The organism is Thiopseudomonas sp. SA1F2-1K (genome assembly GCF_057443035.1).
This window is the reverse complement of the sequence record NZ_CM172014.1, coordinates 986,663-1,002,500: the sequence shown is the minus strand read 5'-3', so window position 1 is coordinate 1,002,500 and position 15,838 is coordinate 986,663. Positions and strand designations below refer to the sequence as shown.

Here is a 15,838-nt window from a genome sequence, read left to right as displayed (position 1 = left end):
TACGCCATAAGTATAGGATCAGCGAGAGTGATACACCCAAAATAATACCGACCTCCACCCCCAACAACAGCACCCCGACAAAGGTGGCGAACTGCGCATAGAAATCTTGTCGCGAAAATTTCCAGGTCGACTTAAACGAAGCCAGATCCACTAAACTTAAAACCGCAACAATGATGGTAGCCGCTAACACTGCATGGGGTAAGTTATGAAACAATGGCGTAAAAAACAAAGCAGTTAACGCAATGCCTATCGCAGTCAATACACCCGCCATGGGCGTCTGCGCTCCAGCATCAAAATTAACCACTGAGCGTGAAAAGCCGCCAGTTACTGGAAATCCTCCCGCCAAAGCGGCTGCTATATTGGCGCTACCTAACCCAACCAGCTCCTGATTTGGCTCTATTCGCTCACGACGCTTAGCCGCCAAGGTTTGCGCTACGGAAACTGACTCAACAAAACCAACCAAACTAATTAAGATGGCTGCTGGCAATAGCTGCCAAGCAACGCCTAGATCCATCATGGGCAAACTTAAAGCCGGCAATCCAGAAGGAATAGCTCCCACCACCTTAACGCCTTGCTGCTCTAAACCTAACAAACTAACAGCGATAACCGTGGCAACGATAGCCAAAACCGGACCAGCTTTAGCCATAGCTGACGCTACCACCGGGGCAATACCCAGCTTGAGCAATAAAGGCTGCAAGCCTTTTCTCACCCAAAACAAAAAGACTAAACTGGCCACACCCAGCACCACAGTGGCCCACTGCACAGCCTCCAAACCTTGCCATAAACTGGGGAGCAACTCGGCAATCGTCTGCCCTCCAGCGTCAACCCCCAAGATATGCTTAGCTTGGCTCAGCGCAATCAAAATACCTGACGCACTAATAAAGCCTGATATAACTGGATGACTTAAAAAGTTAGCTAAAAAGCCAAGACGAAAAACCGCCATCAACAACAACACCAGCCCAGACAAAATCGCCAACAACATAGCAGCAGCCATATAATCGGCAGACCCTGAACTAAAATGTGGCTCAAGTGCTGCGGCAGTCATTAAGGATATCACCGCCACCGGACCAACAGCTAAGGTGCGGCTGGTGCCAAAAATAGCGTACAACACTAAGGGTAAAATACTGGCATACAACCCAGTTACTGGTGGCAATCCCGCCAGCATCGCATAAGCTAAGCTTTGCGGAATCAGCATTAAGGTAACAATGACCGCAGCGAGCACGTCTTTACCCGCTGCCGCCTTGCTGTATTGGCTACCCCACTCCAAACAGGGCAGCCAATTGAACCACGCCTTACGCTTATGCATGTCCAGCCCGTTGCTCAATCCGCGCCTGCAAGTTGGTTAAATCAAAACCTGCTTGCTGAGCCGTTGCTTGTAATTCTGCAAATGGCTTCTTGTTTTGACTGGCGTTAACCAAACTCCACAAGCACAGACAACGATTACCACTGCGACAGAACGCAAGTACTGGCGCTTCAACTTTAGCTAAAATCTTTTCAAACTCAGCCACCGCCTCATCAGTTACCTGACCTGAAATAACCGGCAAGTAATAAAATACCAAATCCAGTTCAGCCGCTTTTTTAGCAATATCATCATTCAACGGCTGCCCTTCATCTTCAGCGTCAGGACGGTTATTAATCAGCGTCTTAAACCCTGCAGCTTTTACCGCCTCTAGATCACTGGCTTGCAATTGAGCAACCACTGAAAAACTATCTGAAATTTTTTTAATATCCATGATTAACCCTTATTAATTAAACTGCATTAAGCGGGATTTTTAGGTAGCTCACCCCATTATCTTCTTCAGGTGGCAGCTCACCGGCCCGCATATTGACCTGCACTGAGGGAAGAATTAAACGCGGCATTGATAATCCAGCATCTCGCTCGGTACGCATCGTGACAAATTCTTGCTCAGATACACCCTGATGCACATGGATATTATTTTGCCGCTCTTCCCCGACCGTTGTTAAAAACAGGTACTCTTCACGACCTGGCGCTTTGTAGTCGTGACACATATACATACGGGTTTCATCAGGAAGTGCAAATAACTTTTGAATTGACTGATAGAGAGTTTGCGCATCTCCCCCTGGAAAGTCGCAACGCGCTGTTCCATAATCGGGCATAAATAAAGTGTCACCCACGAACACCGCATCTTCAATTACATAACTGACACAGGCTGGCGTATGCCCTGGCGTGTGCAAAACACGCGCCTTAAGCTGACCGATGGCAAACACATCACCGTCTTTGAATAAGCGATCGAACTGACGACCATCACGGGCAAACTCAGTGCCTGCATTAAATAACTTACCAAACACTTCTTGCACTTCTAGGATATGTTCACCAATCGCTAACAGACCACCTAGCTGCTGCTTTAAATAAGGCGCGGCTGATAAATGATCCGCATGTACATGGGTTTCTAGCAGCCACTCAACAGTTAAACCTTGCTGCTTAACATAGGCTACTAACTCATCAGCTGCAACGGTAGCAGTGCGCCCAGAAGCGGCATCGTAGTCCAATACTGAATCAATAATAGCGCAGCACTTGGTTTTACTATCGGTCACTACATAGCTATAGGTAGAGGTATCCTGATGAAAGAACTCTTTAATTTGCATTGACATGCTTATCTCCTACTTCTGATGCTTGCCTAGCTAGGCAGCTTGATCTGACTGAGCAGTAAAAACATCCTTGTTTTGCGCTCACACCTGCAGATTATTTCTTAACAATAAAGTCGTATGCTTTCATGGTGACCAGCAACGCAGCTAAAAAAACTAATGTTTGCCAGTTTAATAGCGGCAAGGTCACCACCACAGGACCTGGGCAAATTCCTGCTAGCCCCCAGCCGATTCCAAATAAAGCACTACCAATCACCAACGGCTTATCAATATCTCGGCGTGTTGGCAGCTGAACTGGCCCACCTAGCAATGCTTTACCACGCTTACCCGCTACCATAAAAAAGCCCAGCGCTGTGGCAATCGCTCCGCCCATCACAAAGGCTAATGAGGGATCCCAGTTACCAGCAATATCTAAAAAACCCTGCACTTTGGTTGGCTGGTGCATACCTGCCACCAACAAGCCAATTCCAAAAACTAAACCACAGATTAACGCTGCTAGATTACGCATAACTTACGCTCCTATCAGATGGCGAATGACATACACCGTAATAAAGCCGGTTGCCATAAAACTCAGCACCGCCACCATGGAGCGTGGTGATAATCGTGACAAACCGCAGATTCCATGACCGCTGGTACAGCCAGAGCCATAGCGAGTACCAAACCCCACTAATACACCTGCAATCAAAGTAAGCTCCCAGCCTGCAGTGAACTCAATCGTCGGCAAGGTTTGAAACAGCTGCCATAACAACGGCGCTAATAGCATACCCAGCATAAACAGAAACTTTTCTGATTTACCCTCTGCTTTAGACACCAAGCTACTCAACATGCCAGAGATTCCTGCCACCCGGCCATTCAGCAGCGCAAAAGCGCCAGCCGATGCGCCCAGAATCACCCCCGCCAATAAGGAGGTCCAAGGGGCGAAGTTTGCCCAATCAATCGTCATCACATCACTTCCTAAAAAACCATCGATGCTAGCGATTATACATATACCCCCACAGGTATGCAAAGCACGCACTACAACGGACCTCATAGAGAGACAAATTTCAGGCAAAAAAAATGGCAGACTCAAGCTGCCATTTTTGATAATTGCTAGCTATAGCGCTATTGCTGCCATAGCGCAGGCCCCTTCACTGCCTTACTGATATCAGCTAAACGCTGCTCATGAGCCTCAAGCTCTGCGGCAGTCGCACGAATAATTTTTAAGGCTGGACGATCATCTGAAATGGGCGTAAGTGCTGTTAATGACTGCTCAACGGCATAGGGTTCTGGCTCATCACTGGCTAGCATTAAATCGGTTTGCCCCCCAGTCATTGCTAGATAAACATCAGCGAGAATCTGCGCATCTAACAGCGCCCCGTGCAACTCCCGATTAGAGTTATCGACATCATAACGGCGACACAAAGCATCTAAGTTGTTGCGCTGACCTGGATGCAGCTGCTTTGCTAACTCTAAGGTATCCAGCACTTCGCAATAGTCCGTGATCCGCGTGCGATCCTGCTGGCCAATCAACCTAAATTCGTTCTCAATAAAGCCTACGTCAAAAGCCGCGTTATGAATGACTAAGCAGGCACCCTGAATAAACTGATAAAAATCATCGGCAACTTCAGCAAATCGTGGCTTATCTTGTAAGAACTCACTGGTAATTCCATGCACCCGTAACGCCTCAGGATCACTGTCGCGATCAGGCTGCAAATAAACATGAAAGTGCCGCCCAGTTAGGGTGCGATCCTCTAACTCAACGCAGCCAATTTCAACGATTCGGTGCCCCTCATGCACGGGCATACCCGTGGTTTCAGTATCAAGTACGATGTATCTCATAAGTTCAGCTCTTCTACCCCACGATTGGCCAATGCATCGGCTCGCTCATTACCTGGATGACCAGTATGGCCACGCACCCACTGCCACTCAACCTGATGCGCAGCAACCAACTGATCCAGCGCCTGCCATAGGTCAACATTTTTCACTGGTTGCTTGCTTGCAGTTTTCCAGCCACGTTTTTTCCAATTGGCTAGCCACTCCTGCATCCCTTTCATGACATAGGTAGAGTCTGTCACCAACCGCACCTTAGTTGGACGCTTTAAGGCTCTCAAGCCCTCAATTGCTGCCATTAATTCCATACGGTTATTGGTTGTTTCTGCTTCACCACCGCACAAGGCAAGCTCCTTCCCCTTATAGGTCAATAAAGCCCCCCAGCCACCTGGCCCCGGATTACCCTTACAGGCACCATCGGTATAAATTACAACCACATCATCACTCATGATTCACTACTTATTTGGTTTTTCACGCCGCGTAGCTGCCCCCACCAGAGGCAGCGTCGGCTGAATAAATGCTGTTTTTTGAACCACTGGCCCAAGATCACCACGCACTAGCTTACGCGCACTGACGCAATAGAGGCCAGCAAACAGATTGCATCGATTCACCAGATGCGGCTGTAACCTTGCAAATTTAAGGCAATTCAAGCGCTGAGCACAAACACCAAATCCACTCCAGTGTTGCAGCTCAGGCGACATATTTAACCCCTGTAAATGGCGGTACATGCTCGACAAGCGCCAGGCACGATACTGACTACCTCGAGTCAGCCAGCGATGCTGGAGACCAGAACGGCTTAAGGGGTTCACCATCTGAATTAACAAGTGACCGCCCGGACGCAGGCACTGTACCGCCTGCTGCAGCAGGCTATCTGGCTCTGCAGAAAACTCTAAGCAATGCTGTAAAATCACCACGTCTACTGCGTTAGGCATCAAGGGCCAACCTTGATCACTGGCAATCAGCTGCACAGAGACAGCACTGCGCTCTTGTGCTTTAGCCATGCAAATCTGATATTTGATTGGACTTTCAAAATCACTAAATAAAGGCCGATAATTAACCAAATAACTGCCTACATGCTTACTCAACTGCAACTGTAACCAAGCGCGACCATCCTCCAACAGGTGCTGAGTACTGGGTTGGGCTAGCCAAGCTTGGCGCAAACATATACTACGTGCCTGATCGATCGCCACATCTCCTCCTAGCGTAAAACCAAGGTTTGCAACTGCGGCAAGGTGATTGCTTGATGACTAACCACCACTATGACTGCCTGGGCTTGATAAGCGGCCAAACTGGCTTCGATCACACTCGCACTCTGCGCATCTAACCCAGCTAAAGGCTCATCCAGTAATAAAATCGGGCGCTCACTCAACAGCACTCTGGCCAAAGCTATCCGTCGCGCCTGCCCACCTGAAACCTGCGCACCATACTCGCCTAACTGGGTCGCAAGCCCTTGCTGCTGACGCGCCCAATCTGCTAAAGCAACCTGTTCCAAAACTGCCCATAACTGCTCATCGCTGGCTGCTGCATTGGCTAAGCGTAAATTTTCTGCCAACGACAAGTCAAAAATATCCAACTGCTGTGACAGATAAGCAATCGGATGTGAGGCCTGCACCGTACCGGTATAAGGCAAATAGCCCGCCAAAGCTTGCAACAAGGTTGATTTCCCGACACCCGAAGCCCCTGTCACCAATAAGGCTTGCCCTTGCTGCAAATTAAAAGACACCGCTGTTGGCCCACTCACTGCCGCCTGATGTTTGGCACTGAGCTCTGTGACCATTAGGCTCACGTTAGCATCTGCTTTATTCGCTACTTTAACCTCTGCTTGGGGCTGTAAGATTGGCGTATATAAGCGATTCAGTCGATCGCGAGCTGCCTGACTTTCCCCCAGACTAATAAAGCTTGCCGCTAAGGGCAGCAAGGCTTCATTTAAACCAAATAACGCCAACACAGGCGCCAATAGCCAAGGCAGACTAATCAACTGCTGCTCAACTAACGGCAAGCCCAACAACAAAACGGCCAACGAACTGCTAGCCAACGCCCACTGCTGCCACAGGCGCGTCAAACTAATCAAGCGCTGCTGACGCAACTGTTGCTGCTGGTAATCAGCATCTGCCTGCAGTGCTTGCTGCTGTTGTACTTGCCAGTTCTGCCACATAGTTAAGGGCGTGACTAACTGTAAAGATTCCAGCATCAACATACGCCGCCGCTCGGCTGTTTCAACATCTCTACGGGCTAATTGTAATCCTCGATAAGCAGCGGCTAGCGGAATAATCAACCAAGCCAACAACACCCCGACTAAAGAAGCCCAAAGCAATGTGGGATGCACCCAGGCTGCAAAAATCAAAAAAGCAAAGACAATGACACTGGCCCAGCACCAAGGACTGATTACCTGCAGTGGAAAGTGATCTAAGCGATCAATATCTGCCACCAAACGGTGCATTTGCTGCGCTGAGTTAACCTCTGTCTGACGCGCAAAACTTACTGGCTTGCGGGTTAACCAAGCAAACACCTGACAACGTAAATCTTTTAATAAACCCAGCGCCGCATTATGCGAAGTGACCCGCTCTGCATAGCGTCCTGCAGTACGAGTAATCGCAAAAAAGCGAATCATCGCTGCTGGGCGAAAATAATCAAATAAGTAAGCACTGGTTACACTTAACCCCGCAATGGCCGAGGCAGTAATAAACCAACCTGACACCGCCAATAAAGCAATCGCAGAAAATAACGTTAAAGCTCCCAGCAATAAAGCAATCAGCCAATTTTCAAAACGGCTCTTCAATAGCCTCGACAATGCAATAGGTTGATTCATAGCTGTCTCTCTTCCTGTCCTATGTCTGCTGCCGCTTGAGAATCCAACAACTGCTCGAGTGTTAGCTGACGATCCATCCAAGCTAAGCCCTCAGCACTGTGACTGACCAGCAACACAGTGTGCCCTTTAGTGACTTGCTGCAACAGCTGATTAATCTGCGATTGGGTTTCTGGGTCAAGATGTGCGGTTGGCTCGTCTAGCAACCAAAGTACAGGCTCTCGCAGCAATAACTGCGCAATGGCTAAGCGGCCCAGCTGCCCACCGGACAGCCCTAACCCTGCTTCACCTATACGCGTAGTTAATTGCTCCGGCAAGGCTAAAAATAACGCCTTTAGCTGTACCTGCTCCAACACCTGCCACAATTTAGCATCACTCGCTGTAGGTGCTGCTAAGCGCAGGTTTTCTGCGACCGTACCCTGTTTAAACTGTGGCTGCTGCGATAAATAAGCAATACGTTGCTGCCAGTCACTGCGCTGAAAATCTAACAGGTCTTGCTGATTCAAAAGAATTCGTCCCTGATATGGAATAAAGCCCATTATTGCCAGCAATAAAGATGATTTGCCTAGACCACTAGCACCTTGTAACAAGACCCGCTCGCCAGCCTGCAAGGTAAAAGACACCGATGCTAAACGTTGGCGCTGCTGCGCGCCGCTAATACTGAGCTGCTCTACTGTAAGCGCTGGTGCTGCGGCGAGGGGTAAGGGCTGCTGGCCTGGGTGCTGCCAAACGTGTTGGCTTAATAAAGGATATAACTCCCCCACCGCCGCCTCAGCTTCTGCTTTGGCATGATAATCGCTACCCAATTGACGCAGTGGCGCGTAAAACTCAGGCGCCAGCAACAAAATAAACAATGCGCCCGTATAGGCCACCGGCACCTCACCCTTAGCCCATGGCAACATACCCAGCAAACCCATCCCTAAGTACACCGCCACCAAGGCCACGGCTAAGGCTGAAAATAACTCCAGCACCGCTCCCGATAAAAAAGCCAGCTTAAGCACACCCATGGTTTTAATTTGGTATTGCTCAGCTGCCATCGCGATCGAGCGCTGCGCTTGAGTCGTTGCTGCTAGATGCTGCAAAGTAGGCATTCCGCGAGCCAAGTCTAAGAAGCGGCTACTAAGATGACTCATCGCCGCCAGTTGTTGCTGACTGCTTTTGGCCGCCGCGCCGCCGACTAAAATCATAAATAGCGGCACTAAAGGTGCGGTGAGTAATAATAAAGCAGCCGCTAGCCAACTGTAATACGCAGTGGCGACTAGCAGTAACATCGGGGTCAGTAGAACCAAATACAGCTGTACATAATAGCGACTAATATAACCATCCAGCGCATCCACTTGCTCCAACAGCTTGGCACTTAAAGCCCCATCAGCACCCAATTGCTGGCGCTCTGGCCCTAAACTGGCCAAAGTATTAAGCAACTGCTTGCGCACCTGAAGCCGCGCTCGATGACTAGCCGTCTGACTTAAATGTTCACGACCATAGTGCAGTAATGGGCGCAATACTAAACACAGTAATAGCCAAGGCAAATAATTGAATAAATTAATGCCTAACCCAGTCGCCTCTGGAGCATTCCAATTAGTTAATGCCGTACCGATTAAATGCGCTAAAATCGCACTTTGCAGAATAAATAACGCCACATTCAACATAGCCAACAGTAACGCTAAGCCTAGCCGTTTTTTTTCTGGCGCCAAAATAGCGGATAAAATTCGACGTAACGACTGACGATCCAACTCAGTGCTTTCGGTTAAGGCATCACTCACAACACACACCTTTTGACTAGACTTTAGTAAGATTACTTTAACTGATCACAGGGATTTTCTCAGTAATTTAACTGGCCCTACTGGCGAACCTCGCCAAGATTTTATTTTCTATACGCCTAGCAAGCAGCACAATCCCGCTCAGGCGACTTAAACAAGAGGTAATCACTATGCGCTGGAACAAAGGTCGTCGAAGCCATAACGTGGTAGATAACCGTGGCCGCACGACAGTTGGCGGCAAAGGCTTAACCCTAGGCGGAATCGCCATTGTCGTAGTATTAGGCCTTATGAGTGGGCAAGATCCGCTACAGATCCTAGGCAGCCTTGCTGGACAAGTGCTACAGCAAGGTGGTGTCAGCAGTAACAGCAGGCCTTCGACTCCTAGCGCAACACAATCGCAAGAGGTGCATTTTGTTGAGTCAATTCTTGGTGACACTGAAGACACTTGGCAGACATTATTTAAGCAGCTAGGCAAAACCTATCAAGAACCTAAACTAATTCTCTTTAATCACGGCATCCGCTCAGCCTGTGGCTTTGCTGATTCGGCCGTAGGTCCTTTTTACTGCCCTGCCGATCAGCAAGTTTATTTGGATCTTAGCTTTTTTAAAGAAATGCAAACTCGCTTTCAAGCAGCCGGAGAGTTTGCCCAAGCCTATGTCATTGCACACGAGGTGGGACACCATGTGCAAACACTATTGGGGGTAACCGCGCAGGTCAACCAAGCGCGGCGCAGTGGACAGCGAGTAGAAGGCGCCAATGGCTTACTGGTTCGCCAAGAATTACAAGCCGACTGTTTAGCCGGCGTTTGGGCTCACCATGCCCAACAGCGCCATGCGTGGCTTGAACCCGGCGATTTAGAGGACGCCTTAAACGCAGCCAATGCTATTGGCGATGATCGCCTGCAGCATCAAGCAACTGGGCAAGTGACTCCCGATTCGTTTACCCACGGCACTTCAGCCCAACGGGTACGCTGGTTTAAGCAAGGTTTTACTAGCGGACAACTGACTCAGTGCGACAGCTTCAGCGCCCGCACACTTTAGCCTGCCAATTAACGTGAACAGGCGCTGGCAATATGCCGCAGCGCTTGCTGGCACTCGCTAAAGGCATCTAAATAAGACTTACAGCTGAGCGCTAAGACTTCTTGCTGCAGCGCAACGGTTGCTGGTACCTGAGCACAAAATGCTGAATCAGGCTGGGCTTTAGCCGCACAGCTTTTAGCATTGCCTACGCTTTGACTACGACATGTCGCATCGCTGCATGCGCTTAACTCTTGGGCACTGGCATCCCAGCAATCATACAGGGTGGCTCGAGGAGCGTGAGTTGGCTGGGCGCAGCCTGCTAATAACAACAACAGCAGTCCACATAATCCATAGCGATTTGCCTTATTTGATTTAATCATTTGCTTGGTGCTTACTTCCCACTAACGTACTGAATTTAAACCACTTATCTTACAGAAAAAGAAACTATTAACGAACAGACCACTCTAACACTGCCTTTAGTTTTACCCCTCTTACGCGCATTTACCGAATACTTGCGTTTAATAGTAGCGCTTAGCGAGCGGTTCTGGTAAGTTCGCCCGCTTGTAAGCGCTAGGTAAGATTTTTTGAGTGGATTTAGCGTCAAAAATACTCGTTAAGCCAATCACCTATCTAGAAAATTGGATTTACAAAGTTCTAAAGAGGCCGTCAGTATGCCAAGTAAAGCAAAAACTCAAAGCACCGACTTAGTCCGCGCATTTGTACCTTATCAGGAAGGCAAAGACGAAGAGTACATGAGCGATAACATGCGTGCTCACTTCACCTCAATTCTCCTTAACTGGAAAAAAGAGCTCATGGAAGAAGTAGATCGCACCGTGAGCTACATGAAGGATGAAGCGGCTAACTTTCCTGACCCTGCAGACCGCGCCAGTCAAGAAGAAGAATTTAGCCTCGAATTACGCACCCGTGACCGTGAACGCAAGTTAATCAAGAAAATTGATGAAACCTTGCAAATCATTGAAGACAACGATTACGGCTGGTGTGAAGCTTGTGGCGTTGAGATTGGTGTCCGCCGTTTAGAAGCGCGCCCTACCGCTACCCTGTGCATTGACTGCAAAACCTTAGCGGAAATTCGTGAGAAACAAATCGGCTCTTAATCAGCGCAATACATTAACGTTTTATTAAGGGGAAAGTTTAACCTTTCCCCTTAACCTCAATCACTGCCAATTAAGCTTCTTCAGGCTGCAAAGCCGCTTGAATCTGCGCCATGCGTTGATTAGCTTGCTCGCCACCTGCTAAGGCTTCAGTTTCAGCTACTGCCTCACCTGCAAACCATAAGCTAACAATGCCTGCATCGGTGCGTAAATCTAGCGCCGCGCCTGACTGAACTTCTTTGCTGACTAACCCTGCCGTTTTCCCGTCATTAAATCCCTTAGAGAGCAGTAAGGTTTGTCCTTCAGCATCCACCAAGCGAAAGCGAAAGCCTTGCTCATCTTTAAAGCTCACAACTTTTGCTGCTTTGGCTTTTTTCTTAGCCCCGCTAACCGCCACTTGCAGACTCTGATTAAATGAGCGCAAACCTACCGCTTCACGTATTTCTGCTAAGAATGGCACCGAGATTTTACGTGCTTTCGCCGCCCCCATTTGCATAATATCTTCCAGCGCCTGCGGCTTACTCATTAACTCATGGTACCGCTCACGAGGCTCTGCCAGTTGCTGGTTGAGTAAGTTAAACAGTTGCTGTTTGGCTTCACCCCAAGCCAACCCATGCCTCAAGTCATCAGCCAACTGCTGTGCTTGCTCATGACTTGCGAACGCTTTATACAAAGTAAACAGGTGCGAATCGTCAGGATCTTTTGCTTCTCCTGGCAATTTAGAGTCTGTGACAATTTTCGATACCAAGTCTTTTAACTGTTTTTCGCTGCAAAATAACGGGATCGTATTATCGTAGCTTTTGGACATTTTACGCCCATCTAGCCCCGGCAACGTTGCCACATCTTCTTCAATCAGAGCTTCAGGTAAGGTAAACACGTCTTGACCCTTGCCAAATAGGTGGTTAAAACGCTGACCAATATCGCGCGCCATTTCCACGTGCTGGATTTGATCTCGGCCCACCGGAACCTGATGCGCATTAAACATTAAAATGTCAGCTGCCATGAGCACCGGATAACTAAACAAACCCATGCTAATCCCTGCATCAGGGTCTTCTTGCTGCTCGAGATTTTGATCCACTGCTGCCTTATAAGCATGGGCTCGGTTGAGCAAGCCCTTGGCAGAAATGCACGTTAAAATCCATGACAACTCAGGAATTTCCGGAATGTCTGACTGACGATAAAAGGTCGAGCGCTCAACATCTAAACCGGCAGCTAGCCAAGTTGCAGCGATTTCTAAACGAGATTTTTGAATTCGTGCAGGATCATCACATTTAATCAATGCGTGAAAATCTGCTAAAAAATAAAAAGACTCAGCATCGGTTTGGCGGCTAGCCATAATTGCAGGACGTAAAGCACCTGCGTAATTTCCCAAATGCGGCGTACCGGTTGTTGTAATACCGGTTAAAATTCGTTTAGTCATGTTGTCTCGTTCTTCCCATTAAAGTCGCTCTGCGACTAATTGCTTTAATACCGTTAATTGCCCGTGAAAAAAATGACTGCAGCCGGCCACCTGAATCAACTCATGAGGAATAGATAACTGCTGTGTCCACTGAAGCACTAACTCAGGCTCGATCACTTCATCGGCCATTGGTTGAATAACCGTGAGCTGGGTTGATAGCGCGGCTAGCGCTTCAGGCTCTACCCTTGATACCGCTGGTGCAACCATATACAGCTGATGAGGTGAAATACCTTGCGCAGCTAATCGCTCAGCTAAAGCTGCCACCACAAAGCCACCGAAGGAAAAGCCTAATAGGTACACCGGCGCAACAGGATATTTAGCTTGCAGCCATTCTAGCGCCGCAAGAGCATCATCCACTTCACCTTGCGCCATATCATGCTGCCCCTGACTTTGACCCACGCCACGATAATTAAAACGCAGTGTGGTTAGGCCCGCATCTCGGGCAACCCGCTGTAAAGTGGTGATCACTTTATTTTGCATGGTTCCGCCCTTGACCGGATTAGGGTGAGCAATCAAAACAACCCCTTGGGCCCCTTGATCCAAATAGCGCCCTTCTAGCGTCCCCACTGGACCTGCAATTGAAACAGCTATTTCTGTGTTACTCAATGCTTATCTCCTCAGCCCTAGCCTCTGCTAGCCAGATTTATACAGGGGCTAACAGGCAACTAAATAAGTACTAGTCTAACGTTTAGCTTCTTTAGTACACTCGCTAGGGTAACAAACTCTAAGCAGCCGCTGAAATAATTTCCCTTGAATGGCGCGCAAATCAGTCATTTAGGCTATTTTAGAGCGGCATCCCTGTACCGAGGTCAGATCAAGAGAGGAAATCTTGTGGGCAATTCAGAATTCTTAATGCCAATTTGGCTGCTGCCAAGCGCAACCTTTATTGTGGGATTAATTATCGGGCTAATTATCGCTAAAGCCCGCCAGTCGACGCCCGCGCAAACTCAGCAACAACTAGATGACTTACAGCTACGCTTTAGTCAATACCAAGAAGATGTGGCCACCCATATCAACACCACCGCTTCGCTGATGAACACCTTGAATCAAAACTATCAAGATGTGCAAGAGCACCTGGCAATGGGTGCTGAACGCTTAACCCTAGATGAGGTAGCACGTCAAAAACTCCTCGCTCGCCTACAAGATAACGAACCTAAGAAAGAACGTATCGGCACTAGCACCTTAACTGCTAGTGCTCAACCACCTAAAGACTATGCACCTAAAGGCGAGCAAGACATTGGCGCACTCGATGAGAGTTATGGACTAAAAACTAAAGCCAGTGATTAGTCTTTGCTGTTTACACATCCATGCCGCTAAGTAATTAGCGGCATTTTACTTTTTAACTATAACCTTTCTCAATTGTATGCCAAATTCTAGCTCCGCCACTGCTATTACTTCGCGCAATGTGCAAGCCTCACGTCTTGGCTTTTTTATTGCAGGCTTTGGCTTAGCGCTATGGGTGCCCTTAGTCCCCTATGTACGTGCACGAATTCCAATGAGTGATGGGGTATTTGGCTTAATGCTGCTTTGCATTGGTATCGGCTCACTCCTGTTTATGCCAATGACTGCACTCTTCTCTTCACGTGTTGGCATACGCGGCTGCATTATTGGCAGCACCTTAATATTGCTCATTGCGCTGTTTTTAATGAACTACACCCACTCACTTTACTGGCTTGGGCTGGCACTGTTTTTATTTGGTGGCAGTCTTGGCTTATTAGATGTAGTGCTGAATATTCAGGGGTTAGTGGTCGAGCAAGGCCTTAAACGCTCAATTTTGCCTAACCTACATGGTATTTTTAGTTTAGGCACTATCAGTGGCGCCCTGCTCTTAACCCTATGTTTAATGGCAGGCTTAGCCATTGAATATAGTTTATTACTTATGATGGCTGTGCTCTTGATTGCAGTTACGCTTGGGTATCCAGGCTTTTTGAGTGACAAAACCAAAGCCAGTGGCAGCTCTTTTATGAAGCCAACCCCTTTAGTCGCGCTGATTGGCGGCATGTGCTTTATCGTTTACTTGGCAGAGGGCGCGGTACTGGACTGGAGCGCACTGTTTTTAATCAAACAAAAAGAGATGCTAAGCAGCCAAGCAGGCCTTGGGTATGCCAGTTTTTCTTTGATGGTGATGCTAGGACGCTTTGTGGGCAGTCAGATTGTTGCCTATTTTGGCGTAGTAAAAACCGTGGTGCTTGGTGGCCTAATCGCTGCCTTAGGAATTGGCCTCAGTATCCTCGCGCCACACTGGACTCTTGCTCTGATAGGCTATGGTATCTGTGGACTTGGCTGCGCCAATATCTCACCCGTGTTGATTTCTTCACTCAGCCAACAACAGCTCATGCCAACCCATTTAGCCGTAGCGGCAGCCACTACTATTGGTTATGCCGGAGTACTAGCAGGTCCTGCATTACTTGGCGGAGTAGCCCAGCTTAGCAGCCTAACGGCTGCATTTATCGCCTTAGCGGTATTGCTATTAATGGTGTCAGTATTAGGCAGTTTCTATCAGCGTATGCAGTAACTACTGATGCTGCTTGAGAATAATCAACACTCTCCCTAGTCTGCACATGGTTATTTTATGTGGTGCGCAGTAGAATGGCGCGATTTCCAAAAAAAGATGAACGCTTTAGCAAAAAAATGTACTTACCCCCTATTGCATGCTGTTTGGTTTTATAGTCAAGATTGATGTTATGAATAAATACTCTCGTATACTTTTACTTGGTTTGGCTTGCCTGCCCTTCATGGCACAGGCCGAAAGTACTCCTATGGAACAAGCGCCTAAAACGAAACTAAACACCAAAACCATTTATGGCTTATATGAAAAAGTAAGTATTAGCGCTATTGATTTAAAGATAGAAGCTAAGCTCGATACTGGAGCACAAACGGCCTCCTTAAGCGCCCGCGATATTCGTCGATTTAAACGTGATGGCGAATCGTGGGTAGAGTTTTACCTTGCGATCGATGAAGCTCACGACAATAAAATAGAATTGCCATTAGTGCGCACCAGTAAAATTAAACGTCGCTCGGGTGATTACGATGAAGAAGGTGACGAAGAAACCTATACCCGCCGCCCGGTCGTGCATTTACCGGTATGTTTGGGCAACCAACGTCACACCATTGAAGTCAATCTCACTGACCGCAGTGCCTTCAAGTTTCCTTTACTGATCGGCTCTAACGCCCTCACTCAGTTTGGCGCACTGGTTGACGTCAGTGAAAACTACGTAGCAGGCGAGCCTGCGTGTAACCCCTCTTCCCAATCATCGGCCGAGTAA

The 15,838-nt window shown here is 48.2% G+C and carries 18 protein-coding genes (1 of these 18 only partly in view); 5 read left to right on the top strand and 13 right to left on the bottom strand.

What is annotated here, in order from left to right:
• The 10 genes from AC2T15_RS04785 to cydD form a co-directional block, all read right to left on the bottom strand.
• Positions 1-1,306 carry the 5' portion of a SulP family inorganic anion transporter gene (locus AC2T15_RS04785; protein ID WP_486778873.1) on the bottom strand. It extends 428 nt beyond the left edge of the window, so 1,306 of the gene's 1,734 nt are visible here — the first part of the coding sequence; it begins with the start codon at positions 1,304-1,306; the stop codon falls past the left edge of the window.
• Positions 1,299-1,733 (bottom strand): protein tyrosine phosphatase family protein, encoded by a 435-nt coding sequence (locus tag AC2T15_RS04780; protein ID WP_486778872.1) that lies wholly within the window; start codon positions 1,731-1,733, stop codon positions 1,299-1,301. The genes AC2T15_RS04785 and AC2T15_RS04780 overlap by 8 nt, the downstream gene beginning before the upstream one ends.
• Before the next feature lie 16 nt (positions 1,734-1,749).
• Positions 1,750-2,613, bottom strand: a complete 864-nt coding sequence (locus tag AC2T15_RS04775) for an MBL fold metallo-hydrolase (RefSeq protein WP_486778871.1) — start codon at positions 2,611-2,613, stop codon at positions 1,750-1,752.
• A gap of 91 nt (positions 2,614-2,704) precedes the next feature.
• Complete coding sequence (locus tag AC2T15_RS04770) at positions 2,705-3,115, bottom strand: DUF6691 family protein (RefSeq protein ID WP_486778870.1); 411 nt, start codon at positions 3,113-3,115, stop codon at positions 2,705-2,707.
• A gap of 3 nt (positions 3,116-3,118) precedes the next feature.
• The gene (locus tag AC2T15_RS04765; RefSeq protein WP_486778869.1) at positions 3,119-3,550 is read right to left on the bottom strand and encodes a YeeE/YedE family protein; all 432 of its coding nucleotides are present in this window, start codon (positions 3,548-3,550) and stop codon (positions 3,119-3,121) included.
• 158 nt (positions 3,551-3,708) lie between these two features.
• The gene (gene dnaQ / locus AC2T15_RS04760) at positions 3,709-4,425 is read right to left on the bottom strand and encodes a DNA polymerase III subunit epsilon (RefSeq protein WP_486778868.1); all 717 of its coding nucleotides are present in this window, start codon (positions 4,423-4,425) and stop codon (positions 3,709-3,711) included.
• A complete protein-coding gene (gene rnhA, locus AC2T15_RS04755) occupies positions 4,422-4,865 on the bottom strand; it encodes a ribonuclease HI (protein ID WP_053102297.1) in 444 nt (147 codons plus the stop codon). The genes dnaQ and rnhA overlap by 4 nt, the downstream gene beginning before the upstream one ends.
• A gap of 6 nt (positions 4,866-4,871) precedes the next feature.
• The gene (locus tag AC2T15_RS04750; protein WP_286640166.1) at positions 4,872-5,606 is read right to left on the bottom strand and encodes a class I SAM-dependent methyltransferase; all 735 of its coding nucleotides are present in this window, start codon (positions 5,604-5,606) and stop codon (positions 4,872-4,874) included.
• Positions 5,607-5,614: 8 nt separating this feature from the next.
• A complete protein-coding gene (locus tag AC2T15_RS04745) occupies positions 5,615-7,225 on the bottom strand; it encodes an amino acid ABC transporter ATP-binding/permease protein (RefSeq protein WP_486778867.1) in 1,611 nt (536 codons plus the stop codon).
• Positions 7,222-8,985, bottom strand: a complete 1,764-nt coding sequence (gene cydD / locus AC2T15_RS04740) for a thiol reductant ABC exporter subunit CydD (protein ID WP_486778866.1) — start codon at positions 8,983-8,985, stop codon at positions 7,222-7,224. The genes AC2T15_RS04745 and cydD overlap by 4 nt, the downstream gene beginning before the upstream one ends.
• A gap of 167 nt (positions 8,986-9,152) precedes the next feature.
• Between cydD and ypfJ the strand changes: the two genes are divergently transcribed.
• Positions 9,153-10,022 (top strand): KPN_02809 family neutral zinc metallopeptidase, encoded by an 870-nt coding sequence (gene ypfJ / locus AC2T15_RS04735; protein WP_486778865.1) that lies wholly within the window; start codon positions 9,153-9,155, stop codon positions 10,020-10,022.
• An 8-nt stretch (positions 10,023-10,030) separates the two neighbouring features.
• Here the strand turns inward: ypfJ and AC2T15_RS04730 are convergent, their stop codons facing one another.
• Complete coding sequence (locus tag AC2T15_RS04730) at positions 10,031-10,381, bottom strand: hypothetical protein (RefSeq protein WP_486778864.1); 351 nt, start codon at positions 10,379-10,381, stop codon at positions 10,031-10,033.
• Positions 10,382-10,672: 291 nt separating this feature from the next.
• Here AC2T15_RS04730 and dksA point away from each other — a divergent pair, with 291 nt between their 5' ends.
• Positions 10,673-11,116 carry an RNA polymerase-binding protein DksA gene (gene dksA, locus AC2T15_RS04725; protein WP_053108675.1) on the top strand — a complete coding sequence of 148 codons (444 nt, stop codon included), beginning with the start codon at positions 10,673-10,675 and terminating at the stop codon, positions 11,114-11,116.
• A 70-nt stretch (positions 11,117-11,186) separates the two neighbouring features.
• Here the strand turns inward: dksA and AC2T15_RS04720 are convergent, their stop codons facing one another.
• Positions 11,187-12,533 (bottom strand): tryptophan--tRNA ligase, encoded by a 1,347-nt coding sequence (locus AC2T15_RS04720; protein ID WP_486778863.1) that lies wholly within the window; start codon positions 12,531-12,533, stop codon positions 11,187-11,189.
• Positions 12,534-12,551: 18 nt separating this feature from the next.
• Positions 12,552-13,178 carry an alpha/beta hydrolase gene (locus AC2T15_RS04715; RefSeq protein WP_053099407.1) on the bottom strand — a complete coding sequence of 209 codons (627 nt, stop codon included), beginning with the start codon at positions 13,176-13,178 and terminating at the stop codon, positions 12,552-12,554.
• A 225-nt stretch (positions 13,179-13,403) separates the two neighbouring features.
• Between AC2T15_RS04715 and AC2T15_RS04710 the strand changes: the two genes are divergently transcribed.
• The 3 genes from AC2T15_RS04710 (at position 13,404) to AC2T15_RS04700 (ending at position 15,838) form a co-directional block, all read left to right on the top strand.
• A complete protein-coding gene (locus tag AC2T15_RS04710) occupies positions 13,404-13,859 on the top strand; it encodes a Z-ring associated ZapG family protein (protein WP_373331700.1) in 456 nt (151 codons plus the stop codon).
• A 76-nt stretch (positions 13,860-13,935) separates the two neighbouring features.
• Positions 13,936-15,087, top strand: a complete 1,152-nt coding sequence (locus AC2T15_RS04705; RefSeq protein ID WP_486778862.1) for an MFS transporter — start codon at positions 13,936-13,938, stop codon at positions 15,085-15,087.
• Between the two features lie 220 nt (positions 15,088-15,307).
• The gene (locus AC2T15_RS04700) at positions 15,308-15,838 is read left to right on the top strand and encodes an ATP-dependent zinc protease family protein (RefSeq protein ID WP_486779017.1); all 531 of its coding nucleotides are present in this window, start codon (positions 15,308-15,310) and stop codon (positions 15,836-15,838) included.

Coding starts and splice junctions, on each gene's coding strand:
- AC2T15_RS04780 (WP_486778872.1), bottom strand. CDS start 1,733: ATGGATATTAAAAAAATTTCAGATAGTTTTTCAGTGGTTGCTCAATTG.
- AC2T15_RS04775 (WP_486778871.1), bottom strand. CDS start 2,613: ATGTCAATGCAAATTAAAGAGTTCTTTCATCAGGATACCTCTACCTAT.
- AC2T15_RS04770 (WP_486778870.1), bottom strand. CDS start 3,115: ATGCGTAATCTAGCAGCGTTAATCTGTGGTTTAGTTTTTGGAATTGGC.
- AC2T15_RS04765 (WP_486778869.1), bottom strand. CDS start 3,550: ATGACGATTGATTGGGCAAACTTCGCCCCTTGGACCTCCTTATTGGCG.
- dnaQ (WP_486778868.1), bottom strand. CDS start 4,425: ATGAGATACATCGTACTTGATACTGAAACCACGGGTATGCCCGTGCAT.
- rnhA (WP_053102297.1), bottom strand. CDS start 4,865: ATGAGTGATGATGTGGTTGTAATTTATACCGATGGTGCCTGTAAGGGT.
- AC2T15_RS04745 (WP_486778867.1), bottom strand. CDS start 7,225: ATGAATCAACCTATTGCATTGTCGAGGCTATTGAAGAGCCGTTTTGAA.
- ypfJ (WP_486778865.1), top strand. CDS start 9,153: ATGCGCTGGAACAAAGGTCGTCGAAGCCATAACGTGGTAGATAACCGT.
- AC2T15_RS04730 (WP_486778864.1), bottom strand. CDS start 10,381: ATGATTAAATCAAATAAGGCAAATCGCTATGGATTATGTGGACTGCTG.
- dksA (WP_053108675.1), top strand. CDS start 10,673: ATGCCAAGTAAAGCAAAAACTCAAAGCACCGACTTAGTCCGCGCATTT.
- AC2T15_RS04720 (WP_486778863.1), bottom strand. CDS start 12,533: ATGACTAAACGAATTTTAACCGGTATTACAACAACCGGTACGCCGCAT.
- AC2T15_RS04705 (WP_486778862.1), top strand. CDS start 13,936: ATGCCAAATTCTAGCTCCGCCACTGCTATTACTTCGCGCAATGTGCAA.
- AC2T15_RS04700 (WP_486779017.1), top strand. CDS start 15,308: ATGGCACAGGCCGAAAGTACTCCTATGGAACAAGCGCCTAAAACGAAA.